Here is a 26,207-nt window from a genome sequence, read left to right as displayed (position 1 = left end):
ACCAGCCGCATGAAAATCCGCCCACCGGGGAAGACGACTCGTCCACAGTGCGGGGCGTACGCCGGTCAGGGCGGCGCCACCGCCTCGGATCCGGAGGTGGACCATGGCGGCCCTGCCGAGAAGCAGCCGTACGGGCAAGGACGGGGAAACACCGTGGCGTGACTTCGGAAGGCTCCTGGACCGGATGTACGACCTCATGGAGGCCGCCGCACCGCCCCACGAAGCCGGCGGGCCGCACGACGCAGCCGACACCGCGCGGACGCCCACCGCTCGCACGGCGGTCAAGGGAGCGGGGTGACCGCACGCCACTCGTCCTCGATGCCGAACCCCTCGGAGTCCCGCCGGCCGCCGTCTCCTCCTCGGTGATCGGCCCCCGAGTCCGGAAGCGGCAGACCTCGGGGCGGGAGGCTCTCCCGCCCCGCCTGCTGCGGCGCCGACGCCACCGCGGGCCTGCGGTGCGGCCGGAGGGCGAGGAGGACGAGCAGCCCGAAGGCGACCGCGGCGGTCAGGGTGCGGGCGTTGTTGAACAGTTCCCAGCGGCGGAGGACTTCCTCGTGCCCGGCCGGCGGCACGGTGGCGGCCCACTGCTTGATGCGGCCGTTGATGGGGACGTTCCCGAACCGGGTGATCAGGAAGGAAGAGACCACCAGGAGTCCCGCCGCCCCGGCGAGGACGCGCGCCCGGCCGCGCTCGGCAACGGCCAGGGCGAAGGAGCCGAGGGCCGAGACCGCCATCGCGCCCTGCACGGTGATGCCGTTCATCGTCATCAGGGCGGTGTGGAAGTCGAGTCTCATCTCGATGGGCACGGTGTTGAACGTCGGGACGAGGTTGGCTGCGCCGTAGCCGAACGCACCGGCCAGCAGGCCGGTGGAGAAGACTGACAGCGCCTGGAGCAGCCGGGGCCGCACGGCGGTCACCGGGCGGTGAACCGGTCGGCGGGTTCGCCGTGCAGGCGGCCGTGGGGAAGCCTGCGGCCGAAGGCCAGCAGCAGGAGGTCCTGTGCGGTTCCGTACACGGGAGCACCGGTCCCGTAGGACCAGTCCGTGTCCTCGGCGCACAGCCGCACCCCGTCCAGGACGACGCCGAAGAACTTCAGGCCGCGGGGCTTGATGTCGTCGAGGAGGATGCGCAGCCTGTCCTCGGGGACGCGTCGGCGGAGCCTGAGCGCGACCGTCGCGTCCAGGCCGTGCACCACGTCGTGGCCGAGGGCGGACACGAGCCCCCCGACCGGCGGTGTCCACGGATGGTGGGCGTTGTCCCGCAGGAAGGCGCTGAGCTCACCGGCGGAATGCGCGGCGGCGTCCCGGCGGGCGACGCGGTCGGTCATGCGGTGCAGATTCCCGCGGGCCTTGACGAGCTCACCCAGGGTCGCCGGCAGGGAGAGCCGGAAGCCCATCGACATGTGGGCGACGACCTCACGCACCCGCCACCCGTCGCACAGGCTGGGCGCGTCCCACTGATCGGCCCGCAGACCGTCGAACAGCTCGGCCAGCTCCCGGCGTTCCGCCGCGATGGCGGACCTGAGGCCCGCCACGACACCGTTTGCCTGCTCGTCCCTGCTTCGCGTCGCGTTCTCCATGTGATCCAGCGTGCGGGCGGCTGATCCATACGTCCAATAGATGGTTGTGCTGCCCTCTAGCATCAACGGTTATGGAACTCCGTCAGCTGCGCTACTTCGTCACCGTCGTCGAAGAAGGCGGTTTCACCCGCGCGGCCGCCCGCCTGCACCTGGCCCAGCCCGGCTTGAGCGCCCAGATACGCCAGCTGGAAAGGGAGTTGGGACAGCCGTTGCTCGACCGCTCCCACCGGTCGGTGACGCTGACCGAGACGGGCCGGGCGGTCCTGCCGTACGCCCGGGCCGCGCTGGCCGCGGCGGATGCGGTGCAGCAGACGGCCGACGCGTTCACGGGCCTCCTGCGCGGCCGGGTCTCGCTCGGGCTCGTATCCGGAGCCACCGGCCACGCGTTCGACATCGCCTCGTTCCTCGCGGACTTCTGCGACACCTACCCCGCCCTGGAGATCGCGCTCACCGAGGACACCTCGGAGCGGATGCAGTCAGCCCTCCTGGCCGGTGAGCTCGACATCGCCCTCCTCGGGCCGACCGATGAGGTGCCCCCGCCCGGCCTGTCCCTCCAGACCGTCATCGATGCCCCGCTGGCCGTCGTCGCCGCGCCCGGAGACCCGCTCCTGGCCGGGGTCGGCGATCGTACGACCGTCTCGCTGGCCGAGCTCCGCGACCGCGCGCTGATCTGCCTGCCGCGCGGCACCGGAGTGCGCGCCGCACTCGAACGCGCCTGCTCACAGGCCGGATTCCGCCCCCGCGTCACCTTCGAGGCCGCAGCACCCCAGGTCCTCACGCAGCTCGCCGCCCGGGGCCTGGGCGTGGCGGTGCTGCCGGCAGGTGAGAACGGCTCAGCCTGCGACGGACGGCTGCGGGTGCTGACCATCGTCCGTCCCGGCATCCGCGCACGTATCGCACTGGCCTGCCGGGCGAGCGGCCCCGCGAGCCCCGCGGCCCGGGTCCTGCTCGACCGTCTGCGCGAGGCCCTGCCCATGATGCTCGTCAGCCGGTCCGGCGAAGGGGCGGCCGGCTGAGACACGGGCATCTTCGCGCCTGAGGTCCCCGGACACCGGCGCGGACAACTGGCCCGCGGCTACAGCACGGCGACCGTGAAGGCGTTGTCGACGTAGCTGCCGTTGAGGTCGTACGCGTAGACCGTGACGGCGTTCGTGCCGCAGACGGGGTTGGGGGTGGTGCTGAAGCTGCGCCGGTTGGAGTTGGGCAGTTCGACCTGCACCACGCTGAACGCGAGGTTCACCTGGTCGTCGATGTGGACGCAGTACCGGCCTGTGTTGACCCGGCGCACCCAGGCGACGTTCTTCGCCCGCTTCAGCACGCCCCCGGCGGTGACCTCCGCCGCTGCCTGGACGTACGGCGAGGTGATCGGCGTCGGGTCCGACGCGGCGGCGGGGGCGGCGGCCCACCCGGTCAGGGCGGCGGCGGCAAGCACGACGGGAACGGAACGGCGCATGACTCACACTCCTGGCGACGGCGACCCCGGCGAGCCGCGGGCGGTCCCACCAGCGTCTCCGACCCACCCCGCCGCGCGACCCCCGGGCCGACCCGGCTCGGCCAACCGGGACCGAACGTCACCCGTCCGGCCCGGACAGCCCGGGGGATGGCAAACCCGCGCGCAGGTCAGAGGACGGCGAACAGGCCGTCGAGCGGGGCGGGCACGCGATCGCGGGGGAGCGCCCCGACGAGAACGCGCCCATAGCTGATCTTGCGCCCCTTCTTGGTGCCGAGGAAGCGCCGCAACTGCTGCTCCGGGGCGCGGCCCTGCTGGGCCGGCTGGCGCCGGAAGGTCTGCAGGGCGCGCAGATCCCCCTCTGCCCGGATCAGCTCCTCCACCCGTGTCACGCCCAGTGCGCGGATGAGCTCGTCCTCCAGATCCGCCGCGCAGACGAAGAACCCCTCCGGTGCCGCACCGGCACGCTCCCAGCCGCGGGCGTAGTAGCCGCGCTCCCGCTCGTCGCACAGTCCGGTGAGCCGCAGGCCCAATCCGGCCGGTCCGAGGAGCCCGGCGAACCGCCCCGCGTTCATCGCACCGCCCATCGACAGGACGCATACTCCCTCGGCCGCAAGGTCCCGTCCGCGGCGCGCCTCCAGCGCGCTCACCGCTGCGACGTCACTCAGCCCTTCGAGCAGGACGACCGTCCGGACGCCCAGCCGCGCGGCCAGTTCGCGCGCCCGGTCGCTGCCGCCACCGGCCGCCCACGCGGTGACCGCCTCCCGGAACGACGCCATGTCAGTCATGGCTGGGAGTCTCCGCTCTTTCCGGCCGCCGGGCCAGGGGTTTTCGATCAAGGCGTCGGTCACCGGCGATCGGGGCCGAGGGCGGCTGCGACGCCGGGATCCCGAGCAGGGCCCCGGGGGCCGGTGAGGGAGTCGGCTGCGGGCTGCCGGGCCGCGCAGATGATCTTCGGTCATTGTTGCTGCACCGCGCCCGGCCGGATACACACGCACGCCGTGCACGCCGGGACACCGGGGCGGGGAGCCGGGACGACGGGCACCGCACACGGGGGCGGCCCCCACGGACGCTGCCGCAGGGGCCGCCGCGCGGGGCCTGCCGCGCTCACTTCTGCCAGTTGGTCCAGGAGCCGCTGATCAGGCGGTGGCGGTACCAGCGGTCGCCGTCCGTGCCGACGTGGGAGATGGTCGGGTTCCAGGTGTTGTTCCCCTCGACCCGCACCCCGCTGGCGGCCCTGCCGCCCATCGACTGCCAGCCGCTCCAGTTGCCGTCGGCGTGGCTGTAGCGGGTCCAGACCGCGAAGTCGGTGCCGACGATGAACACCTGCCGCTGCCCGTTGGGGTAGGTCTGCCAGGACTCCCCGTACTCGCAGATGTAGTCGCCGCCGAGCCCCGACACGTGGCAGTAGCCCGAGGCGGTCGGCGCCGGGGCGGCGCTGGCCGTACCGCTGGTCAGTGCGGCACCGGCCAGCGCGAGGGCGGTGGCGGCGAGCGCCGGGCGGCGGAGGATGGCTAACGTCATGATCGCTCCTGAGACTGGATGTGGCCGTTTCGAAGAGTGGCAAGGGGGGTGTGCCGGACAGGCCCCCGTGTCCTGATCCGGCACACAACGACCGTAAGGCCGTTGACGCACCGGGAGACCTCGTGGAGCGTTGCCGGTCGTTGCCAACCGTCCTTGGCAACGACCGGCAGCGGTTCGGAAGGAAAGCGAATGGCGCGTCTGAGCCGAAGGCCGCAACGCACAGGAGCCGCGAGGCGTTGACCGGCGAGCACCTCCGTGCGCTGCGCGGCCGGCGCGGCTGGTCGCTGGCCCGGCTGTCCGGGCAGGTCCACTACAGCAAGAGCTATCTGAGCCGAGTCGAGAACGGCCTGCGCCCCCTCACCCTCGAACTCGCCGAGCGCTGCGACCGGGCCATGGGCTCGGGCGACGAACTGGCCCGGCTCGTACACGACCGGCTCCTGTCCGAGCACTCCGACGACGCGGCAGCCCCACCCGTACCGGACGAGCCCCTTACCGGGAACCCGGTCCCTGCCCAGTTGCCCGCCGTGGGTCGGATGTGGGGCCGGGAGGCGGAGGTCGGCCGGGCCCGGGACTTCCTCCACGGGCACTGCGGGCCCGCCGTGATAGCGGTCGACGGGATGGGCGGTGTCGGCAAGACGACGTTCGCCGTCGCGCTCGCCGGAGGCCTGGCCCCGTCGTGGCCGGACGGGACGCTCTTCGCCGATCTGGGCGCACACGGTCCGTCCGGGAACCGGGCGGCCCCGCAGGAGGTGGCATCAGGCCTGCTCCACGCCCTGGGGCGACCGCCGCAGACCGTTCCGGTGGAGCCCGCCGAGCGGATGGCCCTGGTCCGCAGCATGCTCGCGCAGCGCCGGGTGATCGTGGTGCTCGACGACGCCGCCGGTGCCGCCCAGGTGGCACCGTTGCTGCCGGCCGTCGGCGGCAGCCTGGCCGTCGTCACCAGCCGACGGCGGTTGACCGCCCTGAGCGTCCGTCACGGCGCCCTGCGGGTGGGCCTGGAGCCGCTGCCCCTCGACGAGGCCGTGGGGTTCCTGCGGAGTGCACTCGGCGGGCGGACCACGCCCTCGGCCCGGGCGGCGGCCGCACCGCGGGCCGGGGCGACCGCCGCCGTCCCGGACGACACGGACGCCGCGCTGTCGGCCGTCGCGCGGTACTGCGGATGCCTGCCCCTCGCCATGCGGATCGCCGCCGAGCACGTCATCGAGTGGGGTGACCCGTTCACCGCCGCACTGACCGGGCAACCGGACACCGCAGGTGCGCGGCTGGACGTCCTGACGGTGCCCGGAGAGAACGGCACCGCGGTGCGATCGGTCTTCGCCTGGTCCTACCGGGCGCTCCCGGCCGACCAGGCGCGGGCGTTCCGGCTGCTCGCCCTGCATCCGGGCGCCGAGATGGGGGTGGAGGCCGCGGCCGCCCTCGTGGGGGAGCCGGCCGCGGCGGCCGGTCGGCTCCTCGGCGAGCTGCGGGCCGCGAACCTGGTGGTGGAGGTGCGGCCCGGCCGCTTCCGGATGCACGACCTGGTACGCGACTACGCCTGCGAATGCGTCCGGGCCGACGAACCCCGGGAGGAGCCGGAGGCCGCCACCGCCCGGGTCCTCGCCTGGTACGCCCACTCCGCCGAAGCGGTGGCGGACGTGCTGCTGGGCCGGGCACGCCACCGCGTGGACACCGCGGACACGCCCGCCCGGTGCGTGCCGCTGCGGTTCGCCTCGCTGACGGAGGCGCTGCAGTGGTGTGAGGGCGAGAGGGCGAACCTGAAGGCGTGCGTCGAGGCCGCCCTGACGGCCGGGAGCCCGGTGGCGTGGCGGTTGCCGTACGCCCTGTGGCCCTTCTTGTACCTGCGCCACCACCACGGCGACCTGCTGAGCGTCGGAACCGTGGCCCGGAAGGCCGCAGAAGGCGCCGGGCCGCGCGCGGTGGCCTGCGCCGAAAGCGTGCTCGCCGCCGCCCGGGCCGGGCTTCGGGACCACATGCGGGCCGACGAGCACTACAGGCGAGCCGTCGAGCGGTTCGCGGCGGCAGACGACGCGGTCGGGGAGATCACGGCACTGGTCGCGTACGCGATGTCCTGCGTACGGCAAGGGCGTGACGCGGAAGCCGACGCCCGTATCGCCCGCGCGGTGGAGCTCTCCGCGGGCGCGGGCGACACCTGGGGAACGGCCGTGGCCCTCAGCGGCGTCGGCGAGGTACTGCTCGCGCTCGGCCGGCCCGAACAGGCCGTAGCCCCGTTGGAGCGGGCGGAGGAACTCCATTGTACGCACGGCTCGCTGTGGTTCCAGGCCTCGACCTGGACGCTGATCGCCACCGCACACCGGGACATGGGGGACCACGGCCGGGCCGAGGTGTGCTACCGGACGGCCATCGACCTCCACGAACGCACGGGCATGCGCGCCGGAACCGCGCACGCCCTGCACCAGCTGGGCATCTGCCTCCGGGCCTGGGGCCGTGCCCCGCAGGCCCGTCGGGCACTGCGGCGGGCCCTGGAGCTCTACGCCTCGCTCCAGGACCCGCGCGAGCGGACCGTACGGGATTCCCTGGCCGAAGCCGAAGCCGAAGCCGAAGCCGAAGCCGAAGCCGAAGCCGAAGCCGGGCGACGGGGTTGAGCTTCTCCTGCGGTTACTTCGGGCCGAAGGTGAGGATCAGCTGCGGAGCGGCGTCCGCGGCGGTCGACTCCTTCGACCACAGCCACAGGGCGTCGGTGCCGGGGCCGGCCAGCGCCACGCCGTAGCTGGTGCCGAGCGCCGCGGTGACGGCGGCGGTGTCGAGCGGGGCGGTGTGCAGGGCCGAGCCGTCCGGGATGGCGGCGAAGCTGCCCAGCGGGGTGGTGCCCACGGCCGGCTTGGTGTTGTAGGAGGTGGTGTCGGCGCTCCAGGTGCCGGTGACCGGGACGACGGAGACGGTGTCGGCGGTGCCGGCCCCGCTCTGGGTGGAGGTCTTGACCTGGAGGGAGGCGGACTTCAGTACCTGTCCGGCCGGGGCGGCCGGCACGTTGAAGCGCAGGTAGGTCTCGTAGCCCGGGTTGCCGCGGACGGCGAGGGAGGTCGCGGCGCCGTTGGCGGCGCTCGGGGCGCCCTGGTTGACGTAGGTGTCCTCGGTCGCGGTGACCTTGGAGACCGTGTCGGAGGGGGCCTTCGCCAGGTCGAAGTGGTTCTTGACCTGGGCCGCGGTGAGCACCTTCGGGTAGACGGCCGTCTCGTCGATCTGGCCGGCGAAGAAGTTGCTGGTGGGGCGGTTCGGCCAGCCGGACAGGTTGTCGCCGCCGACGTGCCAGTAGCCCGTGTACGGGGTGGAGTCCGTGACGTTCAGGGTGCCCTTGTTCCGGCCGTCGACGTACAGCGCCATGCCCGCCGGGCCCTGGGTGGCGACGACGTGGTGCCACTTGTTGTCGTTGTAGGTGTCGAACGAACCGGTCGCGATCGTCCGCGGTGAGCCGTTGTACACGCCGAACACCAGACGCCCGGCATCGGTCAGGTAGATGTGCTTGTCGTAGGCGCCGCTGGTGTACTTCGTGTTGTTGCCGAAGCCGACGAGCTTGCCGCCGCGCGTGGTGTTCGTCTTGAACCAGGTCTCGATGGTGTACGTGGTCGGGACGGTCTGGTGGTGGTCGCTGTACACCTGCTGGCTGGTGCCGTTGAAGCCCATCGCCGTGCCGGTGCCGCTGAGCGCGCCGGGCGTCTGCCGCAGGGCAGGGGCGCCCACCTGGACGCCGCTGGTGTTGCCGCCGTCGGAGGAGTCGGCCGCGTACGGGCTGACGGTGTCGTCGTAGCGCCAGTACAGCTGGGCGCCGTCGGCGCGGACCTGGGCCGGGTAGGCCTGCTGCGTGGTCGGGACGGTCACGGAGGCGGTGGCCGACAGGGCGCTGGTGTTGCCGGCGGCGTCGGTGGCGGTGACCCGGTAGGTGTAGGACTGGCCGGCCTTGACGGTGGTGTCGGTCCAGGAGGCCTGCGGCCGCTCGAACTCCAGGGACTCGGCGGTCATGGTGTGGACCGGGGTGCTGGAGCCGTTGCGGTAGATGCGGTACGTCAGCTTGCTGTCGTCCGCGTCGTAGCCGGTGCGCCAGCGGACCTGGGCCTCGCCCGGCTTGACGCTGTCGGCGCTGGCGACCGGAGTGGTCGGGGCACCGCGGTCGCCGGTGGAGGCGAAGCGGGTCAGGGCCTGCTGCTCGGCGCCGTTGACGGTGGTGAACTCACCGCCGACCCACATGTACTTCGTGTCGCCCTTCTCCGCGACGGCCATGACGCGCGGGCCGACGCCCTCGCCGATGCCGCCGTTGACGGCGGGGAACCAGCCGAGCTTGCGCGGACCTCGGACGAAGCCGTCCACCGGCGCCGGGGCGGCACCGTCCTTGTGCCGGGTGGGCTGCGCCATCAGGTAGCGGCGCTTCCCCTCCTCCGGGAACTCCATCTCGGTGGAGCAGTTGTGCGCGTGGGAGGAGCTGTAGAGGACGCCGTCGTACGGCAGGACCTGCTGGGTGGCGCCGAGGCAGCGGTCGCGCCACCTCTCGTTGAGGTCGGTCAGGTTGAAGGCGGCGCGGCCGTCGAAGACGCCGCCGCCGTTGCCCTGGTTTCCGGTGTAGAAGCCGTTCGCGTCGGTGGCGATGTCCATGACCACCGAGAGGGGGTGGAATGCGCTCCCGTAGGTCTTCTTCACGGCGCCGGAGGTGGCGTCCGCCACGGCGAGGGCGTGGCTGTTGGCGCCGTTGACGGTGAAGAAGTCGCCGCCGAGCAGCACGTTCTTGCCGTCCGGCGTGAGCTCGATGGCGCGGCCCGACTCGTCGGCGTTGGCCGTGAAGGGTTTCACCGCACCCGTGCCGGCGTCGACCGCGGCGAACTTCTGGCGGACCTGGCCCTGGACGGCGTTGAAGTCGCCGGCCGCGTACAGGGTGTCGTCGGAGACGGCGAGTCCGCGTACGGTCGCAGCGAAGCCCGGGTGGAAGGCCGCCTTCGGCGTGCAGCTCTCTATGTCGATCGCGGCGACGTTGGCGACCGGGGTGCCGTTCACGGCGCCGAAGTAGCCGCCTGCGTACAGGGTCTTCTTGTCCTTGGAGACGACGAGGGTGCGGACGGTCGCGGTCCCCTCGCGGAGGGTGAACGCGAGCTTGCACGAGGCGGGCTTGCCCGTCGCGGCGTCGAGTGCCACGAAGTTGACCGCTTCCTGCTCGGCGCCGGCGGTGCCGACGGGCGGGCGGACCGCCGAGAAGGTGCCGCCCGCGAAGACGGTGCCGTTCGCCTGGGCCATCGCCCACACGATGCCGTTCGGCTGCCAGGTGGGCAGGTTGTCGGCGGTGAACGCCACCGGCGAGGTGATGGCGGACGCCTGCGGCATCAGCGCCAGGCCCAGCCCGGTTCCGGCACCGGCCAGTGACAGGACGAGGGCGGCAGTCAGCCCTCTGGATCTACGCATAAGCCCCCCAGGGCTATTCACTCGGCTTGACGGCCAAGCTCGGAGGAGTGGGGTGCCGAAAGCCTGCCAGACGGGCGCGCCAGCGAATCCGGACAAACGGGAACGGACCCCTGGATGCCTGAACGTCACCTTCCGGCAGGAAATGATGAACAGTCAAATTGCCTGTCACGCAAGCGAGTTGCAGTGTACGGGTGCCCACGGGGCAGGTCGTGGGGAGCGGTCTCGTTACGAAGTTGGGACACAGTGTGCGGCCCCCAATGACCTGCTGACGGGTGCTCAGTCCCCCGCGCAGCCGGTGCGCCGACCGCACCCGAGGTGTCGGCGGCGGACCTCGGTCCTGATCCCTGGTGCGAAGCGGCTGGTCCGTGGGGAACGGGTGACGGTTCGAATGGAGTGTCGACTCCCTCCAAGTGCCCATTTTTGTACTGCTTCTGACAACAAACAAGCTGTCGCCACAAGGCAATGTGATAGTAAAGTGTGAGTTGCGGCTGCGAACCAGAATGAGCCGCAGTGGGGTGTGGGCATGTCCCCAGGGCATGGCGTCGACGTAAACCGGTCACGCCCGTCCACACCTCCTGACCGACCCCGACCCGACCACACCGCGCCCCGGCCCCAAGCCGCGCAGGCGCAGGAGGCAGGCCATCATGAAGTCCCTGATCGACAATGCGCGTTCCTTTTCGGCCACTCATGTAGCCGACCCCCGGCACGCCGAACACTTCCAAACCTTGGAGGCGGGGCAGTCCCCGGAAGCACTGTTCATCACCTGTTCGGATTCGCGCGTCGTACCCGCTCTGATCACCGGCGCACGCCCGGGCGAGCTCTTCGAGCTGCGCACCGCCGGCAACATCGTCCCTGCCTACCCCGACGACGGCCGCCCCACCGGTGAGGCGGCCACCGTCGAGTACGCCGTCCGCGTGCTCGGCGTCCGCGACGTCATCGTCTGCGGGCACTCCCACTGCGGCGCGATAGGGGCCGTGGTCCGCGGTGAGGACCTCTCCTCCGTACCGGCCGTCCGCGACTGGCTGGACGAGGCCGTACCCCCCGACGCGGCCGTCCGCTCACTGGCGGAGAACTCGTCCGACGTCGCGGAGGCCGTGCAGGCCCACGCCCTCGCACAGCTGGAGACGCTGCGGGGCTACCCCTGTGTGAAGGAAGGCGTCGAGGCGGGCCGGCTGGGACTGCACGCCTGGTACTACGAGGTGCACACCGGCTCCGTGAGGGTGCACCGGGCCGAAGACGGCACTCCGGCGTTCGGTGTCCTGTGAACCGGCGCGGCATGAAATCGGGAGGACAGTCAATCGTGCTTGCCGTTTTCGGGAACCCTGCAGCCGTACGCCAGGACGTGCTCGCCTCACTCGTGGTGTTCCTCGTGGCCCTGCCGCTCTGCGTCGGGGTGGCCGTGGCCTCGGGCGTGCCCGCCGAACTCGGCCTGATCACCGGCATCGTCGGCGGACTGGTGGTGGGCTTCCTGCCCGGGAGCGCCCTGCAGGTCAGCGGCCCGGCGGCCGGCCTGACCGTGCTCGTCTTCGAAGCGGTACGGGAATTCGGCCTCGGCATGCTCGGCGCCATCGTCCTGGCCAGCGGAATGCTCCAGATCGGGCTCGGTCTGCTGCGGTTCGGCCGCTGGTTCCGGGCGATCTCCGTGTCCGTCGTGCAGGGCATGCTGGCCGGCATCGGACTCGTGCTCGTCTTCGGGCAGCTGTACACGATGGCCGGTGTCAAACAGCCGGGCTCGGGCCCGGAGAAGGTCCTCGGCACCGCGGGTCTGGCGGGGGACATCGCCGCCGGCGGAAACGCGCTCACCTCCTTCGCGGTCGGCCTGGGCACCATTGCCGTCCTCGTCGGGTGGAAGCGGATGCCCGCCAGAGTGCGGCTGGTGCCCGCCCCGCTGGCCGCCGTGGCCCTCGCCACCGCCGCCACGGCGATCGGCGGCCTGGACGTCGCCAGCGTGCAGGTGCAGGGACTCGTCGAGGCGATCCAGCCGCCCGCCCTGGGCGATCTCACGTCCCTGGGCAGTACCGCCGTGCTCGGCACCGTCCTGGGCTTCGCCCTGATCGCGTCGGCGGAATCGCTGTTCAGCGCCGCGGCGGTTGACCGGATGCACGACGGCCCGCGCACCCACTACGACAAGGAACTCGTCGCCCAGGGCATCGGCAACACCGTGTGCGGTGCACTCGGTGCCCTGCCGATGACCGCGGTCATCGTCCGCAGCTCCGCCAACGTCCAGGCGGGCGCGAAGACCAAGGCCTCCCGCATCCTCCACGGACTGTGGCTGCTGATGTTCACCGCGCTGCTCCCGGTCGCGATCGGGATCATCCCGCTCGCGGCCCTCGCAGGCGTACTGGTCCACGCGGGCTGCAAACTGATCCCCGTCAAGGAACTCATCGCGCTGTGGCGCGGGCACCGCGGCGAGTTGGCCATCCTCGCGATCACGGCCGTCGCCATCCTCACGACCAGCATGTTCGAAGGGGTGGTGCTCGGGCTGGTGCTGGCGGTGGCCAAGTCGGCGTGGGAGACCTCCCACGTCCATGTCGAGACGCGCGCACTCACCGGCGGACGGATCGTGGTGACCCTCTCCGGCAACGCCACCTTCCTCCGCCTGCCCCGCATCCTGCAGTCCCTGGAGGCACTCCCGAAGGACCAGCCCATCGAGCTCGACCTGACGGACGTCCGGCACCTGGACCACGCCTGCAGGGCAGCCCTCGAAAGCTGGGCGGCGCGCCACAACCCGGCCGGGACGGAACCGGTGCGGATGACCGGATACGCGGGGCCGGACGGTGGCCCCACTGCCTCCGCACAGGTCGCGGGCTGACTCCGTCGTGGGCTGACTCCGGACGGCATCCCCGCCGACCGGTGCGGTAGAAGCCCGAGCGTGCGGGCGGGGCCGGATCAGGCCTTGAGAGCGCGCCCGGCCACGGCCAGCACCGCACGCCGGGGCGCCAGCGCCGAGGCGAGCGCGGAGAGACGGTTGCCCAGTCCGACGACCACGCTGGGAGGGGCCGAGCGGCGCTCCAGCGCCCGCCGCGCGGCGGTCACGACCTGTGCGGGCGTCGCCATCCGGCCCACGGCCGCGTCACGGCTGCCGACGACATCGAAGAATTCGGTGCTCACGGGCCCCGGCGAGACGGCCAGGACACGCAGAGACGAGGCCCGCGTCTCGTACGCCACGGCCTCCGTGAAGTTCAGGACGAAGGCCTTCGTGGCGCCGTACACGGCCATGGCCGGGGTCGGCTGGTACGCGGCGACACTGGCGATGTTGACCAGAGCCCCGCGGCCGTCGGCGACCAGTCCGGGCAGGAACGCCCGGGTGAGCTCCGTGACGGCCAGGACGTTCAGCCTGATCATCTCGTCCATCTGCGCGGGATCCTGGTCGGCGACCGGGCCGTGGCTGCCGAAGCCGGCATTGTTGATCAGTGTCTGCACCGTCAGGCCGCGGCCCGCGATCTCGTCGCGCAAAGCGGTCGCGGCGCCCGGTTGCGCCAGGTCCGAGGCGATCACGTGGGCCTTCACGCCGTACCGGCCCTCCAGGTCGGCGGCGAGCGTCTCCAGGCGGTCGATACGGCGGGCGGTGAGTATGAGGTCGGCACCGCGCTCGGCCCACTGGCGGGCGAACTCGACGCCGAGGCCGGCGCTCGCCCCGGTGACGAGGGCCACGGTGTTCTCGTACGTCATGGGCATCGCGAACTACTCCCTCTCAGGGCGGCTGGTCCATAATCGAATGTAGACAGAGTCAGCTTTGTAGTCAATGACAACATTCGAAGGGGGGTCGTCTTGGCCGACGGGTCCTACCACCACGGCAACCTCAGGGCCGCGCTGCTGGAACGGGCGGAGCAGGTCCTCGTGGCCTCGGGCGCCGACGGATTGTCCCTACGGGCCCTCGCACGCGACCTCGGAGTCAGCCATGCGGCGCCGGCCCGCCACTTCCGCGACCGCCGGGCCCTGCTCGACGCCCTCGCCGTCAACGGCTTCACGCGGCTGAACGAACGCCTGCGCGCCGCGGCCGCGGCCCCCGGCCCCGTGCCGGCCCGACTGGAAGTCCTGGGGCGGGCGTACGTGGACTTCGCCGTCGCGCACGCGCCCCTGCTCGAGCTGATGTTCACCGTCAAACACTCCGACGACCCCAGCGAGGAACTGCGCGAACTCGGGCGCCGCAGCCTGGAGATCGCCGGCGAGCTGATCGCCGAAGGGCAGCGGCAGGGCGTCGTCCGGGCGGACGACCCGGGACGCCTGGCCCAGGTCGCCTTCTCCGCGCTGCACGGCCTGGCGACGCTCGCGGTCGCCTCCCTCCTGGAGGACGCGTCGCTGTCCGAGGCGACGGACCTCACGCTCGACGTCCTGCTGCGCGGCCTCGCGGCCACGCCCCGGTGACCGGCCCGGTGACCGGCCCGGACGGCGGCACCCGGCGGCGGTTGTCGGCTGTGAGAGCCTGGGCACCGACCGAGGAGGCAGAGTGGCCGGCAGCGAGAACCGGATCGTGATCGTACAGACCACGGTGGACGACGAGTCGAAGGCGTACGAGCTGGCGCGGGGCGCGGTGGAGGCCCGGCTGTCCGCCGGGGCCCACGTGGACGCGCGCATGACCGCCTTCTACTGGTGGAAGGGCGCGGTGCAGCACGAGCGGGAGTACCGGATCTCCTTCAAGACCACAGAGGACCGGGTGGAGCAGCTGCGGGAGTGGGCACACGCTCGGCACCCCTACGAGGTGCCGCAGTGGATCGTCCTGCCGGCGACCGGCGCCACGGAGGCGTATCTGGCGTGGGCGCAGACCGAGACCCGGGGCGGCGCCTGACACGGGTGCGGGGGTGCCGCGGCGGGAATTGCCGCGACACCCCGTTCGAGTGCGGGCCCCTGCGGCGGGGCGAACACGCACCGAGCCAGGCACCCGGCGTCCTGCGACCGCGCAGACCGGCTCCCTGCGCCGGTCTGCGCAGTACACCGAACGGGTCGGCAGCTCCGTGACAGCCGACTCCGGCCCCGGCCGGCCGCCTCCCCGGGAACCTCAAGCGGGTGGGACGCGTGGGAACTGACGTGCACCCGTGGGGTGCTCGTCACGCCGCGCGTCGGTGACGCCATGAGGGGAGCGCTTGTGATCGTCTGGGTGAACGGTGCCTTCGGCAGCGGAAAGAGCACGCTGGTCGAGGAACTGCGTGCGCGCTGGCCGGAGGCGTTGGTCTTCGATCCGGAGATGATCGGTTTCGTGCTCCGGGAGATCGTCGAGGTCCCCACGGGCGACTTCCAGGACCTGCGGCAGTGGCGACGCCAGGTCGCGAACATGGCTGCGGGGCTTGCCGAGGAGTATCAGAGGCCGCTGCTCGTGCCGATGACATTGGTCGACCCGGCCTATCTCGGCGAGATATTCGATGCCTTGGACGGGGCGGGAATCAACGTTCACCACTTCTTCCTGAACGTGCCGGAAGAGGTCCTGCTCAAGCGCATCGACAGTCGCAGTCTCACTCCCGGCGACCCGGACAAGGACGAACGGGTCCGCGCCTGGTGCAAGTCCAGGATCCCGTCCTGTCTGGCCGCCGTGGATTCCCTGCCGCAGGACACCGTCCTGCTGGACGGCGAGTTGACACCGCAGGAGCTCGCCGAGGCCGTCCTCGACCACGTCGGTGCCTGAGGGCACGCCGGAGGCGGGGAGTTCCGGCGGCACACGCCGTGCTGCCCGAACAGGCCGGCCTGCCGCCGGTGCGCTTCGCGACGTGCGGCCGGGATCGCTGCCCGCGGGGTCCGGGACCGGCGGTGGCCCCGGCCGGAACGGGTGCTGTTCGCCCCGCCGGACGGCTGCTGCAGCCGCGTGGGCGACGATGCACGAACTGAAGGCCCCTTCACGGAGCAGAACACGTCCCCTGGCCGTCTGCTTCGGCTGAACCCCGAGCCCGCCGGACCGGGCGGATCGCGGTCCGGGCGACGAGGATCGCGGGACTGCGCAAGGGCCGCCCGTTCCTGCGCACCGGCGGGAAACCGAAGGCGGACGCCCGATTTCGGCCTTTGTGCTCGGCCCCTCGTACAGGCTGGGCCGCTGGTTCAGCGGTGGCCTTCGAGGGGCCGGCCTGTCGCAGGATCCCGGTGCGCTCGGTCGGCCTGCGCCGCGCCCCCGCCCGTGCCGACCGCGCTCCCGGTCAGCAGCAGGAGGGTGTCCACGAGTTCCTCGGCCGGCGCACCGGTGGCCAGCCGCCTCAGCTGCTGCCCGAAGACCAGCGCCACCACGGCGCCGGCGAGGCGCTGGGGGTTCGGCAGGCCGAGGCGCTCCAGGATGCCGTGGGCGAGCCTGTCGTAGGCGGCGAAGCAGTCCGACGCGGCGGCCCGGAGCCGCTCGTCGCGCCCGGCCTGGACGTACAGCTCGAACGGTGCGATGTGCCGACTGTCGAAGGCGGTGCCTCCCGCGACCGTTTCCACCAGCTCGGCCGCCCCTTCGACGTCGAGGCAGGCGATGGTGGCGCAGTTCTCGGCCAGTTCGGTGAAGTGCCGGGTCTCCTGGGCCACGAAGTGGAGCAGGCTTTCGCGGAGCAGCTCGTGCTGGGTGGCGAAGTGGTAGGTGACGGAGCCCAAGGACACCTGAGCTTCCTTCGCGATCCGCCGGTTGCTCAGCGCGGCGATGCCTTCGTCGCCGATGATCCGAAGGACGGCGTCGATGATGCGCTGGCGGGTGTCGGCTGCCTTCTCCATGCCCGCAATGGTCGCACCCTGCGGAGACCGCCTGACGAACCGGGTGCCCGAGCGCCGGACCGGGCTCCCGGGCACGGATGTCGGCCCGTCGCGCCATGGACACCGTGGACGCTCCTCCTCTAGGGTCCAGTTCGTTCGAACGAACGAATGAGAGGGCGGTACGGATGCGTGTCAACGGATCGACGGTTCTGCTGACCGGAGCCACCGGGGGCCTCGGGACGGCGCTCGCGCAGGCGCTGGCCGCGAAGGGTGCGGCTCTCGTCCTCACCGGACGCAGAGAGGACGCGCTGAAGGCAGTCGCCGACCGGTTCGGGGCCCGCGCCGTCGTCGCGGACCTGGCGGACCCCTCCGACGTTGAGCGCCTCGCATCGGAATGCGCCGATGTCGACGTACTCGTCGCCAACGCGGCGCTGCCGTCGAGCGGGGTCGTACTGGACTACACACCCGCCCAGATCGAACGCGCCCTCGCCGTGAACCTGCACGCACCGGTGCTGCTGGCGCGCCTGCTCGCCCCCCGGATGGTGGAGGCCCGCCGGGGTCACATCGCCTTCGTCGGATCCATCTCCGGCAAGGCGGCCAGCAGGTCGTCCTCGCTGTACAACGCGACGAAGTTCGGCCTGCGCGGCTTCGCCCTCGCCTTCCGCCAGGACCTGCACGGCACGGGTGTGGGCGTGTCCCTCGTCCAGCCCGGATTCGTGCGCGAGGCGGGCATGTTCGCCGCGACGGGAGCCAGGCCCCCGGCCGGCGTGCGCACGGTCTCCCCGGCGCAGGTGTCCGCCGGCGTCATCCGGGCCGTCGAACGCAACCTGTGCGAAGTGAACGTGGCCCCCGCCGAGTTGAAGCTCTTGAGCGCCATCGCCGGACAGTTCCCCGGCTTCGCGGAGAAGGTGCAGGGCCGGATGGGCGTCGAGCGCACCATTGCGGCCATCGTGAACGCCCAGCGCGATACCCGCTGACGCGCCCGCACCGCACCGCACCGCGCCCATCCCGCCCATATCCCCCCGCCCGGACCCGAGAACGGAAAGGCGACCGATGGACGGCTTGCCCGCGCGACCCGCAGCACGCCACGACGACAGCAGCGTCTCCCCGCTCGGGCGCCGGGACGCCGACGGCACCGGCCAGATCGCGGCCGTCGGCATGGACGGCACGCTCTACCACCAGCGGTGCGGCGCCGGCGGCACCCGACCCGCTTCCGGGTCGTGTCCGGCGGCTCGACGGCTGGCCGCCGGGGTGCGACGAAGGCGGCGATCGCCGCCATGCCCGACGGCTGCGCCCAGATCATCGCCCGTGGCACCGACGGAGCAATGTGCCACTGCATCCGGCGTGCAGACGGAACCTGGACCGGCTGTGAGCGGCTCGCCGGCTACAACGGAGCCCCGGCCTTCTCGGGCCCGGACCTCGCGATCACCGGGCTGCCGGACGGGTCCTCACAGGTGCCCGCCATCGGACTCGACGGCATGGTCTACCACCGGGTGCGCCGCCCCGACGGTACGTGGACAGGCTTCCGGCCGCCGCGCGGCATGAACACTCCCGCCCTCGGGGCCAGGGCCGTCGACGTCGCGGGCATGCCCGACGGCTCGGCCCAGGTCGTCGCCGTCGGCCGCGACGGCAGGGCCTGGCACGACACCAGGCGGCCGGACGGCTCCTGGACCGGTTTCGCCCGGATCCCCGGCCCGAACGGCCGCGACGCCTTCTCCGCAGGCCAGGTCCACATCACCGCCCCCCGCGACGGCACCGCCCACGTCGCAGCCATCAGCGCCGGCTGAAGGGGCGCCGGGGCGCGCACCCCAGGGCGCCCCGGCGCCGCGCCACCGCCCCGAAACCGCCGGGCGCTGCACAAGCCGTCGGGCCGGGTACGGTGCTACGCCCGCAGTGCCGCCTCCAGCCGGGCGATGTCCTCGGCGTCCTTGGTCCGCCGCGGCCGGCCCGGAACCCAGACCGGCGTCATGCGCTTGATCTCGATCTGGGCGCCGGTACTGATGATCCGGCACCGCACGGCCCCGACCCCGCCGACGGAGCCGGCGAGCATGCCCTCCGGCCACAGCTCCCCGACCCAGGGCCCGCCGGCGACCACAACGCGCCCGTACCGGTCCCTGTCCAGGAGGGCGAAGCTGCTCTCCACGCCCTCCTTGGCGAAATCGACCTGCTGGCCGGAAGGCGGCCCGGGCACCGGCTGCCAGCCGGAACGCATCAGGGCTTCGGTCAGAGCAGCGGCATCCTCCGCCCAGGCGAACCAGTCGATGTCCTCGTGGTCACGCGTGACCTCTCCGATGAAGAAGTCCATGGCCCAACCCCCACGGAGCCATACCTCCACGCCGAGGGCCTTTGTGATGTCCACCGTCTCGCCGATCAGCCGAAGCTGCCGGGCGCTGCGTTCCCTGTCCACAGCGGTGCACGCTACGCGGCAATTCGAACCGCAGCAGGTCGATTTGCGGCAGCGGGGGCGGCGTACGCTGCCTGCAGTGGCTGCCACGCTCCCCTTGTCGTCATGCGTGCCGCCATGCCGTCCGGGAAGGCGGTGAGGAAGGACACCGCGGCGTGCATCCCGGCGTCGTCGGCATCCAGGCGTCCCGGCCAGGGCCCGACCGATGTGGCGCATGCCGTCGGATGCCGGCAGCGGGCGGTTTCAGGTTCATCGCGGCGGGCCGGCCCGGGACGGGCGCCATGGTTCATCGCGGCGGCCCGGCCCGGGACGGGCGCCGTCGAGCCTCCACTGGATCTGCGCCGACCTTCGCCGACCTGCCCGCGGCCGTCTTCGCGGGGGACCGGCTCACACGACGGGCTCGCCGATGCCCAACAGGTTGCCCTCGCTGTCACGGAACCAGGCGGCGCGTTCGCCCCGCGCGCCCTTGCTCGGGTAGTTCCCGTCGATCTCGGCGATTTTGTCCCTCGTGCGGAACCCGGGGACATCGACGTCCTCGAAGGCCACTCCGCGCTGCCTGAGCGCGGACACGACCGCTTCCAGGTCGTCGACCTCCCACCCCATCTGGGTGAACGTGCCGGGCGAGGCCCCCGTCGACGCGAACACGGCGAACTCCGTGCCACCGCACCGGTACAACAGCCCGCCGGGCCGTTCGTCCACGGGTTCCAGCCCGAGCTGCTCGGCGTAGAAACGCCGGGCCCGGTCCAGATCCTGGGCAGGCAGCCGGGTCGCCACACGACCTCGGGCCAGAATGTCGCCGCTCTTCGCGCTCATGCCCCCACTGTGCCAACCCGCGAGCGAAAGGCCCGGCAACAGGCGCGCCGGTGACGATCAGCGGTGTGACGAAGATCGGCTGCTCGGCGGAGACTGCCGAGCAGCTCCTCCGAGGACGCCGGGGCCGCACTCCTGCGCTCCGCTCCCTGGCAGGTCGAACTCGAGATCGACCTGCCCGGCGGCTGGGGAGGGCGACCCGGCCGGCATTCACATCCCGGCCCACAACCCTCCCGGCCCGACCGTAGGCTTCATCGGCGTCATTCCGGAACAGCGCGGTCGCGGCTGTGCCTACGACCTCTTCGCGGAGTGCGCCCACCTCCTCGACGAGCAGGGCGCGGAGTTCATCAGCGCAGCGACGGACCGGGCCAACTCCCGTGGCCGTGAACTTTGCCAAGGCCGGCTACCGGCTTCCCCGCGTGACGCATCAACTTCCACCCGGCGGGCCACGCGGCCCGGCGAGGAGCAGCACGAGGTGAGCGGTCCGGTCCGAGGGCAGGCCCGGACCGCTTGCCGGTGCCCGGCGGCATGTCGGCGGACAGTGGGCATACGGGCCCCACCAGCAAGATCACGATCTGCAGCCGGTACTAGCCGTGAGGTCGGCTCCGAGCCGCACCGGCGGCCGCGAGGCGCCGCTGCCGGCCCAGCGGCGCGAGGGCCAGCAGCAGCAACAGCCCGCCCAGGGGAAGGAGATCCAGGCTCATCGCCGTGACGGCAATGCCCGCGACCACCACGAGCGGCCGCCAGGCAGAGATCCGCCGCAGGACCGCCAGCTGGGCCGTGAGCAGGACCAGGCCCACGTAGAAGAGCAGCGGGCCGACGCTGTAGACGGCGGCCGTCACCCCGGGGTGGCTCCTGACGCCGTCGAACATGACGTTCATGGCCTCCCGGTCCGCGCAGAGGAACCCGACCACCAGGTCGATCACGGTCTGCGCCGTCGCCGCTGCCGCGCCGAGCAGACCCGCGGTGGTCGCGGCGCCGGCGAGCAGGCGTGCCGCCGGCCCGCGCCCGGCCGCGGCCCACCGCCGCAGCTGCCAGATCACCGGCACGAGGGCCAGTACGGCCGCCAGCAGCGCGAGATGGCCGAGGCTCCAGGCGAGGCCGGGGCCGTGTGTGGGATCGGTGAGGCGGATGATTCCGTAGGCCGTCATGCAGAGCGGACCGATGGTGAAGAAATTCCACTGGCGGGCTGTGGTCGACATGGCATGATCATGCTCGTGCTGGCAGCCCGGATCCTCGGGGAAGGCCCTGACGCATCCCTGAAACACCCCCGAGTCCGGGTGCGGGACCGGCCCGAAGACCGGTTCAGCGCGCGCCGGCCGGGACGGGGGAGAGCGGTGGGGCCCTCGTGGGAGACGACACGGCCGGCGGTGGGCGGCGCGAAGCGAGTGCCCGGGATGTCCACGCCGCGGTACGCGAACTCAGCGCCGGGGTGGGCCGCGACGCCCTGACGCAGCGGTCGTCGAACACGTCGTCGCCCCTGATGTACCGCACCCTCTTCCGCCCGCACGGACTCGACACCGCGTACGCGCGCGCCCTCGTGTCGGCAGTCCTCGGTCGGGCCGACCGGCAACGGCTCCCCTCCGGTCCCCGACCGGGGAACCGGGGACGGCGGGGGCGGCGGAGGTCCGCGCAGTGGGCGTCATGCGCAGGCGCGTCGGCGTGTGCGGCACGGATGAGGCGTTTCCCGACCGTAGGTTTCACTGGCAGGTTCTGTGGCGGCTGCGGCAGGGAAGAGGTGCTGGCGATGGACGGCAAGCAGATCATCACCGTGTTCGGCGCGACGGGCCATCAGGGCGGGGCCGTGGCCCGTGCCGTCCTGGAGGACGAGGACAGCGGCTTCGCGGTGCGGGCGGTGACCCGCAGGCCGGATTCGGACCGGGCGAGAGAGCTGGAACGGCGCGGCGCGGAGGTCGTCCGCGCCGACATGGACGACGAGGCGAGCCTGCACCCGGCCCTGGAAGGCGCCTACGGCGCCTTCCTGGTGACCAATTTCTGGGAGGACATGTCCGCGGCCCACGAGCAGGCGCAGGCGCAGGCCCTGGCCCGGGCGGCGGGACACGCCGGAGTGCAGCACGCGATCTGGTCCACGCTGGAGGACACCCGCGCGTGCATTCCGCTCGACGACGACCGGATGCCCACGCTGCAGGGCTCGTACAAGGTGCCGCACTTCGACGCCAAGGCGGAAGCCGACCACTTCTTCACCGACGCCGGCGTTCCCACCACCTTCCTGCGGGCCACGTTCTACTGGGAGAACCTGCTGTCGATGTTCGGCCCGCAGCGGGCCGAGGACGGCACCTTCGAACTCGTCTACCCCATGGGCGACAGCAGGCTCTCCGGCATCGCCGTCGACGACATCGGAAAGACCGCCCTGGCCGTCTTCAAGGGCGGCACGGACTTCATCGCCGCCACGATCAGCATCGCCGGCGAGCACCTGCCCGTCGCCGACATGGCCGCCGCCATGACCGACGTACTCGGACAGCCGGTGCGCTACCGGCCCCTGACACCGGACGCCTTCCGTGCCCTCGGGTTCCCCGGCGCGGACGAGGCCGGCAACATGTTCCAGTACTACGCGGACTGCGAGCACGCCTTCACCGCCGCCCGTGACCTCGATGCCGTCCGCGCACTCCACCCCGGCCTCCAGGACTTCAGAACCTGGCTGACCGCGCACCGCGACGAGTTCCACCTGGCCTGAAACACACCTCCCCCAGGGGGCAGGCAACCGGAGCGCCTAATTCCGCCACCGCGGTCCTTCCGCGATGATGAGCGCCCGTCACCCCAGGCGGAAAGGAGCGGAACATGCCTTCGCTGTGGTCAGGGCAGGGCGTACTCCGTCGCAAGCCGATCGAGCACATCGAAGAACCCGAAGGCCCGGCCAGTGAGCAGCTCACCCGGACCCTCGGTCTGTGGCAGCTCACCGCCATCGGTGTCGGCGGCATCATCGGCGCCGGCATCTTCACACTCGCCGGGACGGTCGCCAACAGCGTGGCGGGACCGGCAGTGCTGCTCTCCTTCCTCATCGCCGGTGTGGCCAGCGCCGCGGCAGCGTTCTCGTACGCGGAGTTCGCCGGCCTGATCCCGAAGGCCGGCTCCGCCTACACCTACGGGTACGCCGTCCTGGGCGAGCTGGCCGGCTGGTTCATCGGGTGGGACCTGCTGCTGGAGTACACGGCCATCGTCGCGGTGGTCGCCATCGGCATCTCCGGATACTTCAACTTCCTGCTGGAGGAGACGGGCGCCGCTCTGCCCACCTGGATGCTCGGGGCCCCGGGCACCGGCGAAGGGCACCGCTTCGACCTCATCGCGGCCGTGCTGTGCCTGTTCACGGCCTACCTGCTCAACCTCGGCATGAAGAGCGCGGCCCGGTTCGAGACGGCCGTCGTCGCCCTCAAGGTGCTGGTCGTACTGCTGGTCATCGTCGTCGGCTTCTTCCACATCAACACCGACAACTACACGCCCTTCTTCCCGTTCGGCGTGGGCGGTGCCTTCACCGGCGCGGCCACGGTCTTCTTCGCGGTCTTCGGCTACGACGCGATGAGCACGGCGGCGGAGGAGTCCAAGGACGCGCAACGGCACATGCCCCGGGCGATCATCTACTCCCTCGCCATCGCCATGGTGCTGTACGTGCTCGCCTGCCTGGTCCTGACCGGCATGCAGAGCTACACGGAGATCGACCCGGAGAGCGGCTTCTCCACCGCCTTCAAGGCGGTCGGGCTGCCCGTGGTCGCCGACGTCATCGCGGTCGGGGCGATCATCGGCATCCTCACGGTGATGTTCACGTTCATGCTCGGCGTGACCCGCGTGTGGTTCTCCATGAGCCGTGACGGACTGCTGCCCCACTGGTTCGCCAAGACCCACCCGACCCGGCACGTCCCGACCCGCGTCACCTGGATCGTCGGCGTCGCGTCCGCCGTCATCGCGGGCTTCGTGCCGATCGGCGAGGCAGCGGAACTCACCAACATCGGGATCCTGCTCGCCTTCGCCGTCGTGTGCACCGCCGTCATCGTGCTCCACTACCGGCGCCCCGACCTGCACCGCTCCTTCCGCACACCGCTCATGCCCATCACCCCCGCGGTCGGCGTCATCGCCTCGATCTGGCTCATCACCTACCTCCGCGTGGAGACGTGGCTCCGCTTCCTGGTCTGGTTCCTCATCGGGCTGATCATCTACTTCGGCTACTCCTACCGCCACTCCAAGTTGGCGGGGCGCGCTACGGACACGACCGGGGGCGAGCGCCCGCCGGCGTAGACCGCAGGCGCAGACACGAAGCCGCCCGCCACCTCGCGTGGCCGGGCGGCCTGCGCCGCCTCCGGAGGCCACTCGATGTCCCCCTGCCCGTCTCCGACACGAAGCCGGAGTCGAGGGCGCAGTGGAGGGCGCAGGGGAGGGCGACGACCTCCGAGTCGTCCGGAACCTCGAACAAGGTGTGACGTGTGCGCATCGCGCCTTGCCGGCACGCGTGGAGGCCGCGGGTGGGACGTGGGGCATGGGGCTGTCTCGTGACGCCCGAAGCCGGGTGCGGTGGAAGGCCGCCGAGCCCGCACCCGTCCCGCGGCAAGCGCGCACGGCCGGGTGGCCGCAGACGACCCCTGGCGAAACGTCACAAACATCCGCCATGGCATGGGCGCGCCGACCTCAACTCGCGGCATGGGCAACAGATTTGCCGTCCCGAACCCTTGCCCCGCCGACGAGGTTCGCGAATGATGCTCCGGGCGTGCGCCGCCCCGTGGTGGGCGGGCTCGTATGCCGCCCCCCACCCCTGGCCAGGAGGCCCGCTGTGCGGATGAACCGCCACGTCCGGAGATCGCTCGTAGTCGTCGGTGCCTCGCTCACCCTGCTCGTCGGCGTCCCCCAGACCGCGTTCGCGGCGCCACCCTCCGCACTGCCCGCCCATGCCGAACCGATGGAGCTGGACTTCCAGCCCGCCTATGACTACGACACCGACGGCTGCTACCCGACACCCGCGATAGGCCCGAACGGCTCCCTGAACGGCGGCCTCAACCCCACCGGAGCCCTCAACGGCAGCTGCCGGGACGCCTCGGACCTCGACAACACCAACGGATACTCGCGGGCGACCTGCAACAACGGATGGTGCGCCGTGATGTACGCGCTGTACTTCGAGAAGGACCAGGCTCTCCCCGGCGTCAGCCTCGGCGGCCACCGCCACGACTGGGAACACGTCGTGGTGTGGATCCAGAACAACGAGGCCAAGTACGTCGCGACGTCAGCCCACGGCGACTTCAACCTCCACACCCGCGACCAGATCCGCTGGAACGGCACCCACCCCAAGATCGTCTACCACAAGGACGGCATCAGCACGCACTGCTTCCGCGCCGCGAACAACAACGACGAACCCCCGGAGAACCACAGGCGGGCCTGGCAGTTCCCGGCACTCGTCGGCTGGTCGGGCTACCCCCCGACCCTGCGCGACAAGCTCAGCCAGGCCGACTTCGGCAGCGCGCACTTCGGCCTGAAGGACGGGGCCTTCCAGTCGCACCTGGCCGAGGCCAAGCCGGCCGGCATCCCCTTCGACCCGTACCGGTGACGCGGGCTCCGGTCAGGCGTGGGACGCCCGTCAGACCGAGGTGCCGGCGTCGGCGTACCGCAGCAGCGCCCCGATGCCCCCGCCCAGCCGCAGCTCCTCCTCCGGTACGACGACCAGCTCGGCGGCGGTGCCGACGAGAGCCCGCAACAGGGCCTCGTCGGCGGCTTCCTCGCGGGGCGCCCGCACCCCGCAGGAGACCAGCTCCTCCTCGGTCAGGGCGAGCTGGGTGGGCAGCGGGCCGGTCCACAGCCGCAGCGCGGGGGCGGGCGGACCGTTCAACAGCAGCGCCGAGACCTGGCCGCGCTGGAGGGCGGCGACGACGGCCGCCAGCCCCTCGGCCACGGGCCCGCCGAGGGCCCGGCGGCCGATGAAGATGTCGGCCAGGTCCCTGTCGTGCGCGGCGATCCGGCCGCGGAACACGCTGCCGAGCTGCGGTTCGAGCAGCGCCCGCCGGCTGTCCGTCGCGATCGTGCCCCCGACCCGTACGACCTTGTCACGCAGGGCGTGCGGCAGCCGCCGGACCAGGACGTTGCCCGCCCAGGCGTCCCCGGCGACGACGACCGCGTCGGCATGCGTGCGCCGTGCCCACGCGTCCAGCTCCTGACCCAGCCGGACGGCGCTGTGATGCCACCCGGCGACCGCCACTCTCCGGTACAGCCGCTCACCCGGGGTCACGGCGGACGCCGGCCAGGTGCCGGACTCCGCCTCCACCCGCACCCAGCCGTGCGCCCCGGCCGTCGGCAGTCCCGCGTAATGCACCGCCACCGCCAGGTAGGGAATCTCCGGCACATGCTGGCTGACCAGCGGCATCGCATCCGGCAGGGTGCTGTAACGGGCCGAATCG

The 26,207-nt window shown here is 72.0% G+C and carries 23 protein-coding genes and 2 pseudogenes; 13 read left to right on the top strand and 12 right to left on the bottom strand.

Going from position 1 to position 26,207, the window contains the following annotated elements; all coding sequences use genetic code 11:
- Positions 1 to 281: 281 nt before the first annotated feature.
- Positions 282 to 917, bottom strand: coding sequence for a DUF1772 domain-containing protein (locus tag HYE82_RS02355; protein ID WP_309144171.1), 636 nt, complete (start codon positions 915 to 917; stop codon positions 282 to 284).
- Positions 914 to 1,579, bottom strand: a complete 666-nt coding sequence (locus tag HYE82_RS02350; protein WP_179172200.1) for a maleylpyruvate isomerase family mycothiol-dependent enzyme — start codon at positions 1,577 to 1,579, stop codon at positions 914 to 916. Before HYE82_RS02350 ends, HYE82_RS02355 begins: the two co-directional genes overlap by 4 nt.
- 71 nt (positions 1,580 to 1,650) lie before the next feature.
- Here HYE82_RS02350 and HYE82_RS02345 point away from each other — a divergent pair, with 71 nt between their 5' ends.
- Complete coding sequence (locus HYE82_RS02345; RefSeq protein WP_179172199.1) at positions 1,651 to 2,595, top strand: LysR family transcriptional regulator; 945 nt, start codon at positions 1,651 to 1,653, stop codon at positions 2,593 to 2,595.
- A 59-nt stretch (positions 2,596 to 2,654) separates the two neighbouring features.
- On the opposite strand, the gene HYE82_RS02340 is transcribed toward HYE82_RS02345, so the two are convergent.
- The 3 genes from HYE82_RS02340 to HYE82_RS02330 form a co-directional block, all read right to left on the bottom strand.
- The gene (locus HYE82_RS02340; protein ID WP_179172198.1) at positions 2,655 to 3,032 is read right to left on the bottom strand and encodes a hypothetical protein; all 378 of its coding nucleotides are present in this window, start codon (positions 3,030 to 3,032) and stop codon (positions 2,655 to 2,657) included.
- A 167-nt stretch (positions 3,033 to 3,199) separates the two neighbouring features.
- Positions 3,200 to 3,817, bottom strand: a complete 618-nt coding sequence (locus HYE82_RS02335) for a TOPRIM nucleotidyl transferase/hydrolase domain-containing protein (protein WP_179172197.1) — start codon at positions 3,815 to 3,817, stop codon at positions 3,200 to 3,202.
- A gap of 319 nt (positions 3,818 to 4,136) precedes the next feature.
- Entirely contained in the window at positions 4,137 to 4,553 is a 417-nt protein-coding gene (locus HYE82_RS02330) for a hypothetical protein (protein ID WP_179172196.1), read from the bottom strand.
- Positions 4,554 to 4,789: 236 nt separating this feature from the next.
- On the opposite strand from HYE82_RS02330, the gene HYE82_RS02325 reads away from it, so the two are divergent.
- The gene (locus HYE82_RS02325) at positions 4,790 to 7,156 is read left to right on the top strand and encodes a tetratricopeptide repeat protein (protein WP_179172195.1); all 2,367 of its coding nucleotides are present in this window, start codon (positions 4,790 to 4,792) and stop codon (positions 7,154 to 7,156) included.
- A gap of 13 nt (positions 7,157 to 7,169) precedes the next feature.
- Here HYE82_RS02325 and HYE82_RS02320 read toward each other — a convergent pair whose 3' ends face one another.
- Positions 7,170 to 9,956, bottom strand: coding sequence for a LamG-like jellyroll fold domain-containing protein (locus HYE82_RS02320; RefSeq protein ID WP_179172194.1), 2,787 nt, complete (start codon positions 9,954 to 9,956; stop codon positions 7,170 to 7,172).
- Between the two features lie 644 nt (positions 9,957 to 10,600).
- On the opposite strand from HYE82_RS02320, the gene HYE82_RS02315 reads away from it, so the two are divergent.
- Together HYE82_RS02315 and HYE82_RS02310 are read left to right on the top strand one after the other, a co-directional pair.
- The gene (locus tag HYE82_RS02315) at positions 10,601 to 11,221 is read left to right on the top strand and encodes a carbonic anhydrase (RefSeq protein WP_179172193.1); all 621 of its coding nucleotides are present in this window, start codon (positions 10,601 to 10,603) and stop codon (positions 11,219 to 11,221) included.
- A gap of 35 nt (positions 11,222 to 11,256) precedes the next feature.
- Entirely contained in the window at positions 11,257 to 12,768 is a 1,512-nt protein-coding gene (locus HYE82_RS02310) for a SulP family inorganic anion transporter (RefSeq protein WP_309144170.1), read from the top strand.
- A gap of 77 nt (positions 12,769 to 12,845) precedes the next feature.
- On the opposite strand, the gene HYE82_RS02305 is transcribed toward HYE82_RS02310, so the two are convergent.
- Positions 12,846 to 13,634: an SDR family oxidoreductase gene (locus HYE82_RS02305; RefSeq protein WP_179172191.1), complete on the bottom strand. Its 789-nt coding sequence runs from the start codon at positions 13,632 to 13,634 to the stop codon at positions 12,846 to 12,848.
- Between the two features lie 93 nt (positions 13,635 to 13,727).
- On the opposite strand from HYE82_RS02305, the gene HYE82_RS02300 reads away from it, so the two are divergent.
- The 3 genes from HYE82_RS02300 (at position 13,728) to HYE82_RS02290 (ending at position 15,576) form a co-directional block, all read left to right on the top strand.
- Positions 13,728 to 14,324 (top strand): TetR/AcrR family transcriptional regulator, encoded by a 597-nt coding sequence (locus HYE82_RS02300; protein ID WP_179172190.1) that lies wholly within the window; start codon positions 13,728 to 13,730, stop codon positions 14,322 to 14,324.
- Between the two features lie 82 nt (positions 14,325 to 14,406).
- Positions 14,407 to 14,745 carry a divalent-cation tolerance protein CutA gene (cutA, locus tag HYE82_RS02295; protein WP_309144169.1) on the top strand — a complete coding sequence of 113 codons (339 nt, stop codon included), beginning with the start codon at positions 14,407 to 14,409 and terminating at the stop codon, positions 14,743 to 14,745.
- A gap of 297 nt (positions 14,746 to 15,042) precedes the next feature.
- Complete coding sequence (locus HYE82_RS02290; RefSeq protein ID WP_179172189.1) at positions 15,043 to 15,576, top strand: AAA family ATPase; 534 nt, start codon at positions 15,043 to 15,045, stop codon at positions 15,574 to 15,576.
- Positions 15,577 to 15,983: 407 nt separating this feature from the next.
- On the opposite strand, the gene HYE82_RS02285 is transcribed toward HYE82_RS02290, so the two are convergent.
- A complete protein-coding gene (locus tag HYE82_RS02285) occupies positions 15,984 to 16,625 on the bottom strand; it encodes a TetR/AcrR family transcriptional regulator (protein ID WP_179172188.1) in 642 nt (213 codons plus the stop codon).
- Positions 16,626 to 16,789: 164 nt separating this feature from the next.
- Here HYE82_RS02285 and HYE82_RS02280 point away from each other — a divergent pair, with 164 nt between their 5' ends.
- Both HYE82_RS02280 and HYE82_RS02275 read left to right on the top strand, forming a co-directional pair.
- The gene (locus HYE82_RS02280) at positions 16,790 to 17,581 is read left to right on the top strand and encodes an SDR family oxidoreductase (protein WP_179172187.1); all 792 of its coding nucleotides are present in this window, start codon (positions 16,790 to 16,792) and stop codon (positions 17,579 to 17,581) included.
- Between the two features lie 243 nt (positions 17,582 to 17,824).
- Entirely contained in the window at positions 17,825 to 18,391 is a 567-nt protein-coding gene (locus HYE82_RS02275) for a hypothetical protein (protein ID WP_218782172.1), read from the top strand.
- A 95-nt stretch (positions 18,392 to 18,486) separates the two neighbouring features.
- On the opposite strand, the gene HYE82_RS02270 is transcribed toward HYE82_RS02275, so the two are convergent.
- Together HYE82_RS02270 and HYE82_RS02265 are read right to left on the bottom strand one after the other, a co-directional pair.
- On the bottom strand, positions 18,487 to 19,011 hold the full coding sequence (locus tag HYE82_RS02270) for a nucleotidyltransferase domain-containing protein (RefSeq protein WP_309144168.1): 525 nt from the start codon (positions 19,009 to 19,011) through the stop codon (positions 18,487 to 18,489).
- A gap of 384 nt (positions 19,012 to 19,395) precedes the next feature.
- Positions 19,396 to 19,821 (bottom strand): VOC family protein, encoded by a 426-nt coding sequence (locus HYE82_RS02265; RefSeq protein ID WP_179172184.1) that lies wholly within the window; start codon positions 19,819 to 19,821, stop codon positions 19,396 to 19,398.
- Between the two features lie 187 nt (positions 19,822 to 20,008).
- Between HYE82_RS02265 and HYE82_RS37565 the strand changes: the two are divergent.
- A pseudogene (locus HYE82_RS37565) lies at positions 20,009 to 20,259 on the top strand (GNAT family N-acetyltransferase); the annotation flags it as partial.
- 146 nt (positions 20,260 to 20,405) lie between these two features.
- Here the strand turns inward: HYE82_RS37565 and HYE82_RS02260 are convergent.
- Positions 20,406 to 21,020, bottom strand: a complete 615-nt coding sequence (locus HYE82_RS02260; protein ID WP_179172183.1) for a hypothetical protein — start codon at positions 21,018 to 21,020, stop codon at positions 20,406 to 20,408.
- Positions 21,021 to 21,565: 545 nt separating this feature from the next.
- On the opposite strand from HYE82_RS02260, the gene HYE82_RS02255 reads away from it, so the two are divergent.
- The 3 genes from HYE82_RS02255 to HYE82_RS02245 all read left to right on the top strand — a co-directional run bounded on the left by HYE82_RS02255 (position 21,566) and on the right by HYE82_RS02245 (position 25,363).
- The gene (locus HYE82_RS02255) at positions 21,566 to 22,513 is read left to right on the top strand and encodes an NmrA/HSCARG family protein (RefSeq protein WP_179172182.1); all 948 of its coding nucleotides are present in this window, start codon (positions 21,566 to 21,568) and stop codon (positions 22,511 to 22,513) included.
- Between the two features lie 104 nt (positions 22,514 to 22,617).
- Positions 22,618 to 24,066, top strand: coding sequence for an amino acid permease (locus tag HYE82_RS02250; RefSeq protein ID WP_179172181.1), 1,449 nt, complete (start codon positions 22,618 to 22,620; stop codon positions 24,064 to 24,066).
- A gap of 535 nt (positions 24,067 to 24,601) precedes the next feature.
- Positions 24,602 to 25,363, top strand: coding sequence for an NPP1 family protein (locus HYE82_RS02245; RefSeq protein WP_179172226.1), 762 nt, complete (start codon positions 24,602 to 24,604; stop codon positions 25,361 to 25,363).
- A 30-nt stretch (positions 25,364 to 25,393) separates the two neighbouring features.
- On the opposite strand, the pseudogene HYE82_RS02240 reads toward HYE82_RS02245, so the two are convergent.
- Positions 25,394 to 26,207, bottom strand: a pseudogene (locus tag HYE82_RS02240) (hypothetical protein); the annotation flags it as partial.

The sequence above is a fragment of the Streptomyces sp. BR123 genome (assembly GCF_013401435.1).
In the GTDB taxonomy this organism is placed as follows: Bacteria; Actinomycetota; Actinomycetes; order Streptomycetales; family Streptomycetaceae; genus Streptomyces.
The sequence above is the reverse complement of the archived record's forward strand: the minus strand, read 5'-3'. Positions and strand labels throughout refer to the sequence as shown.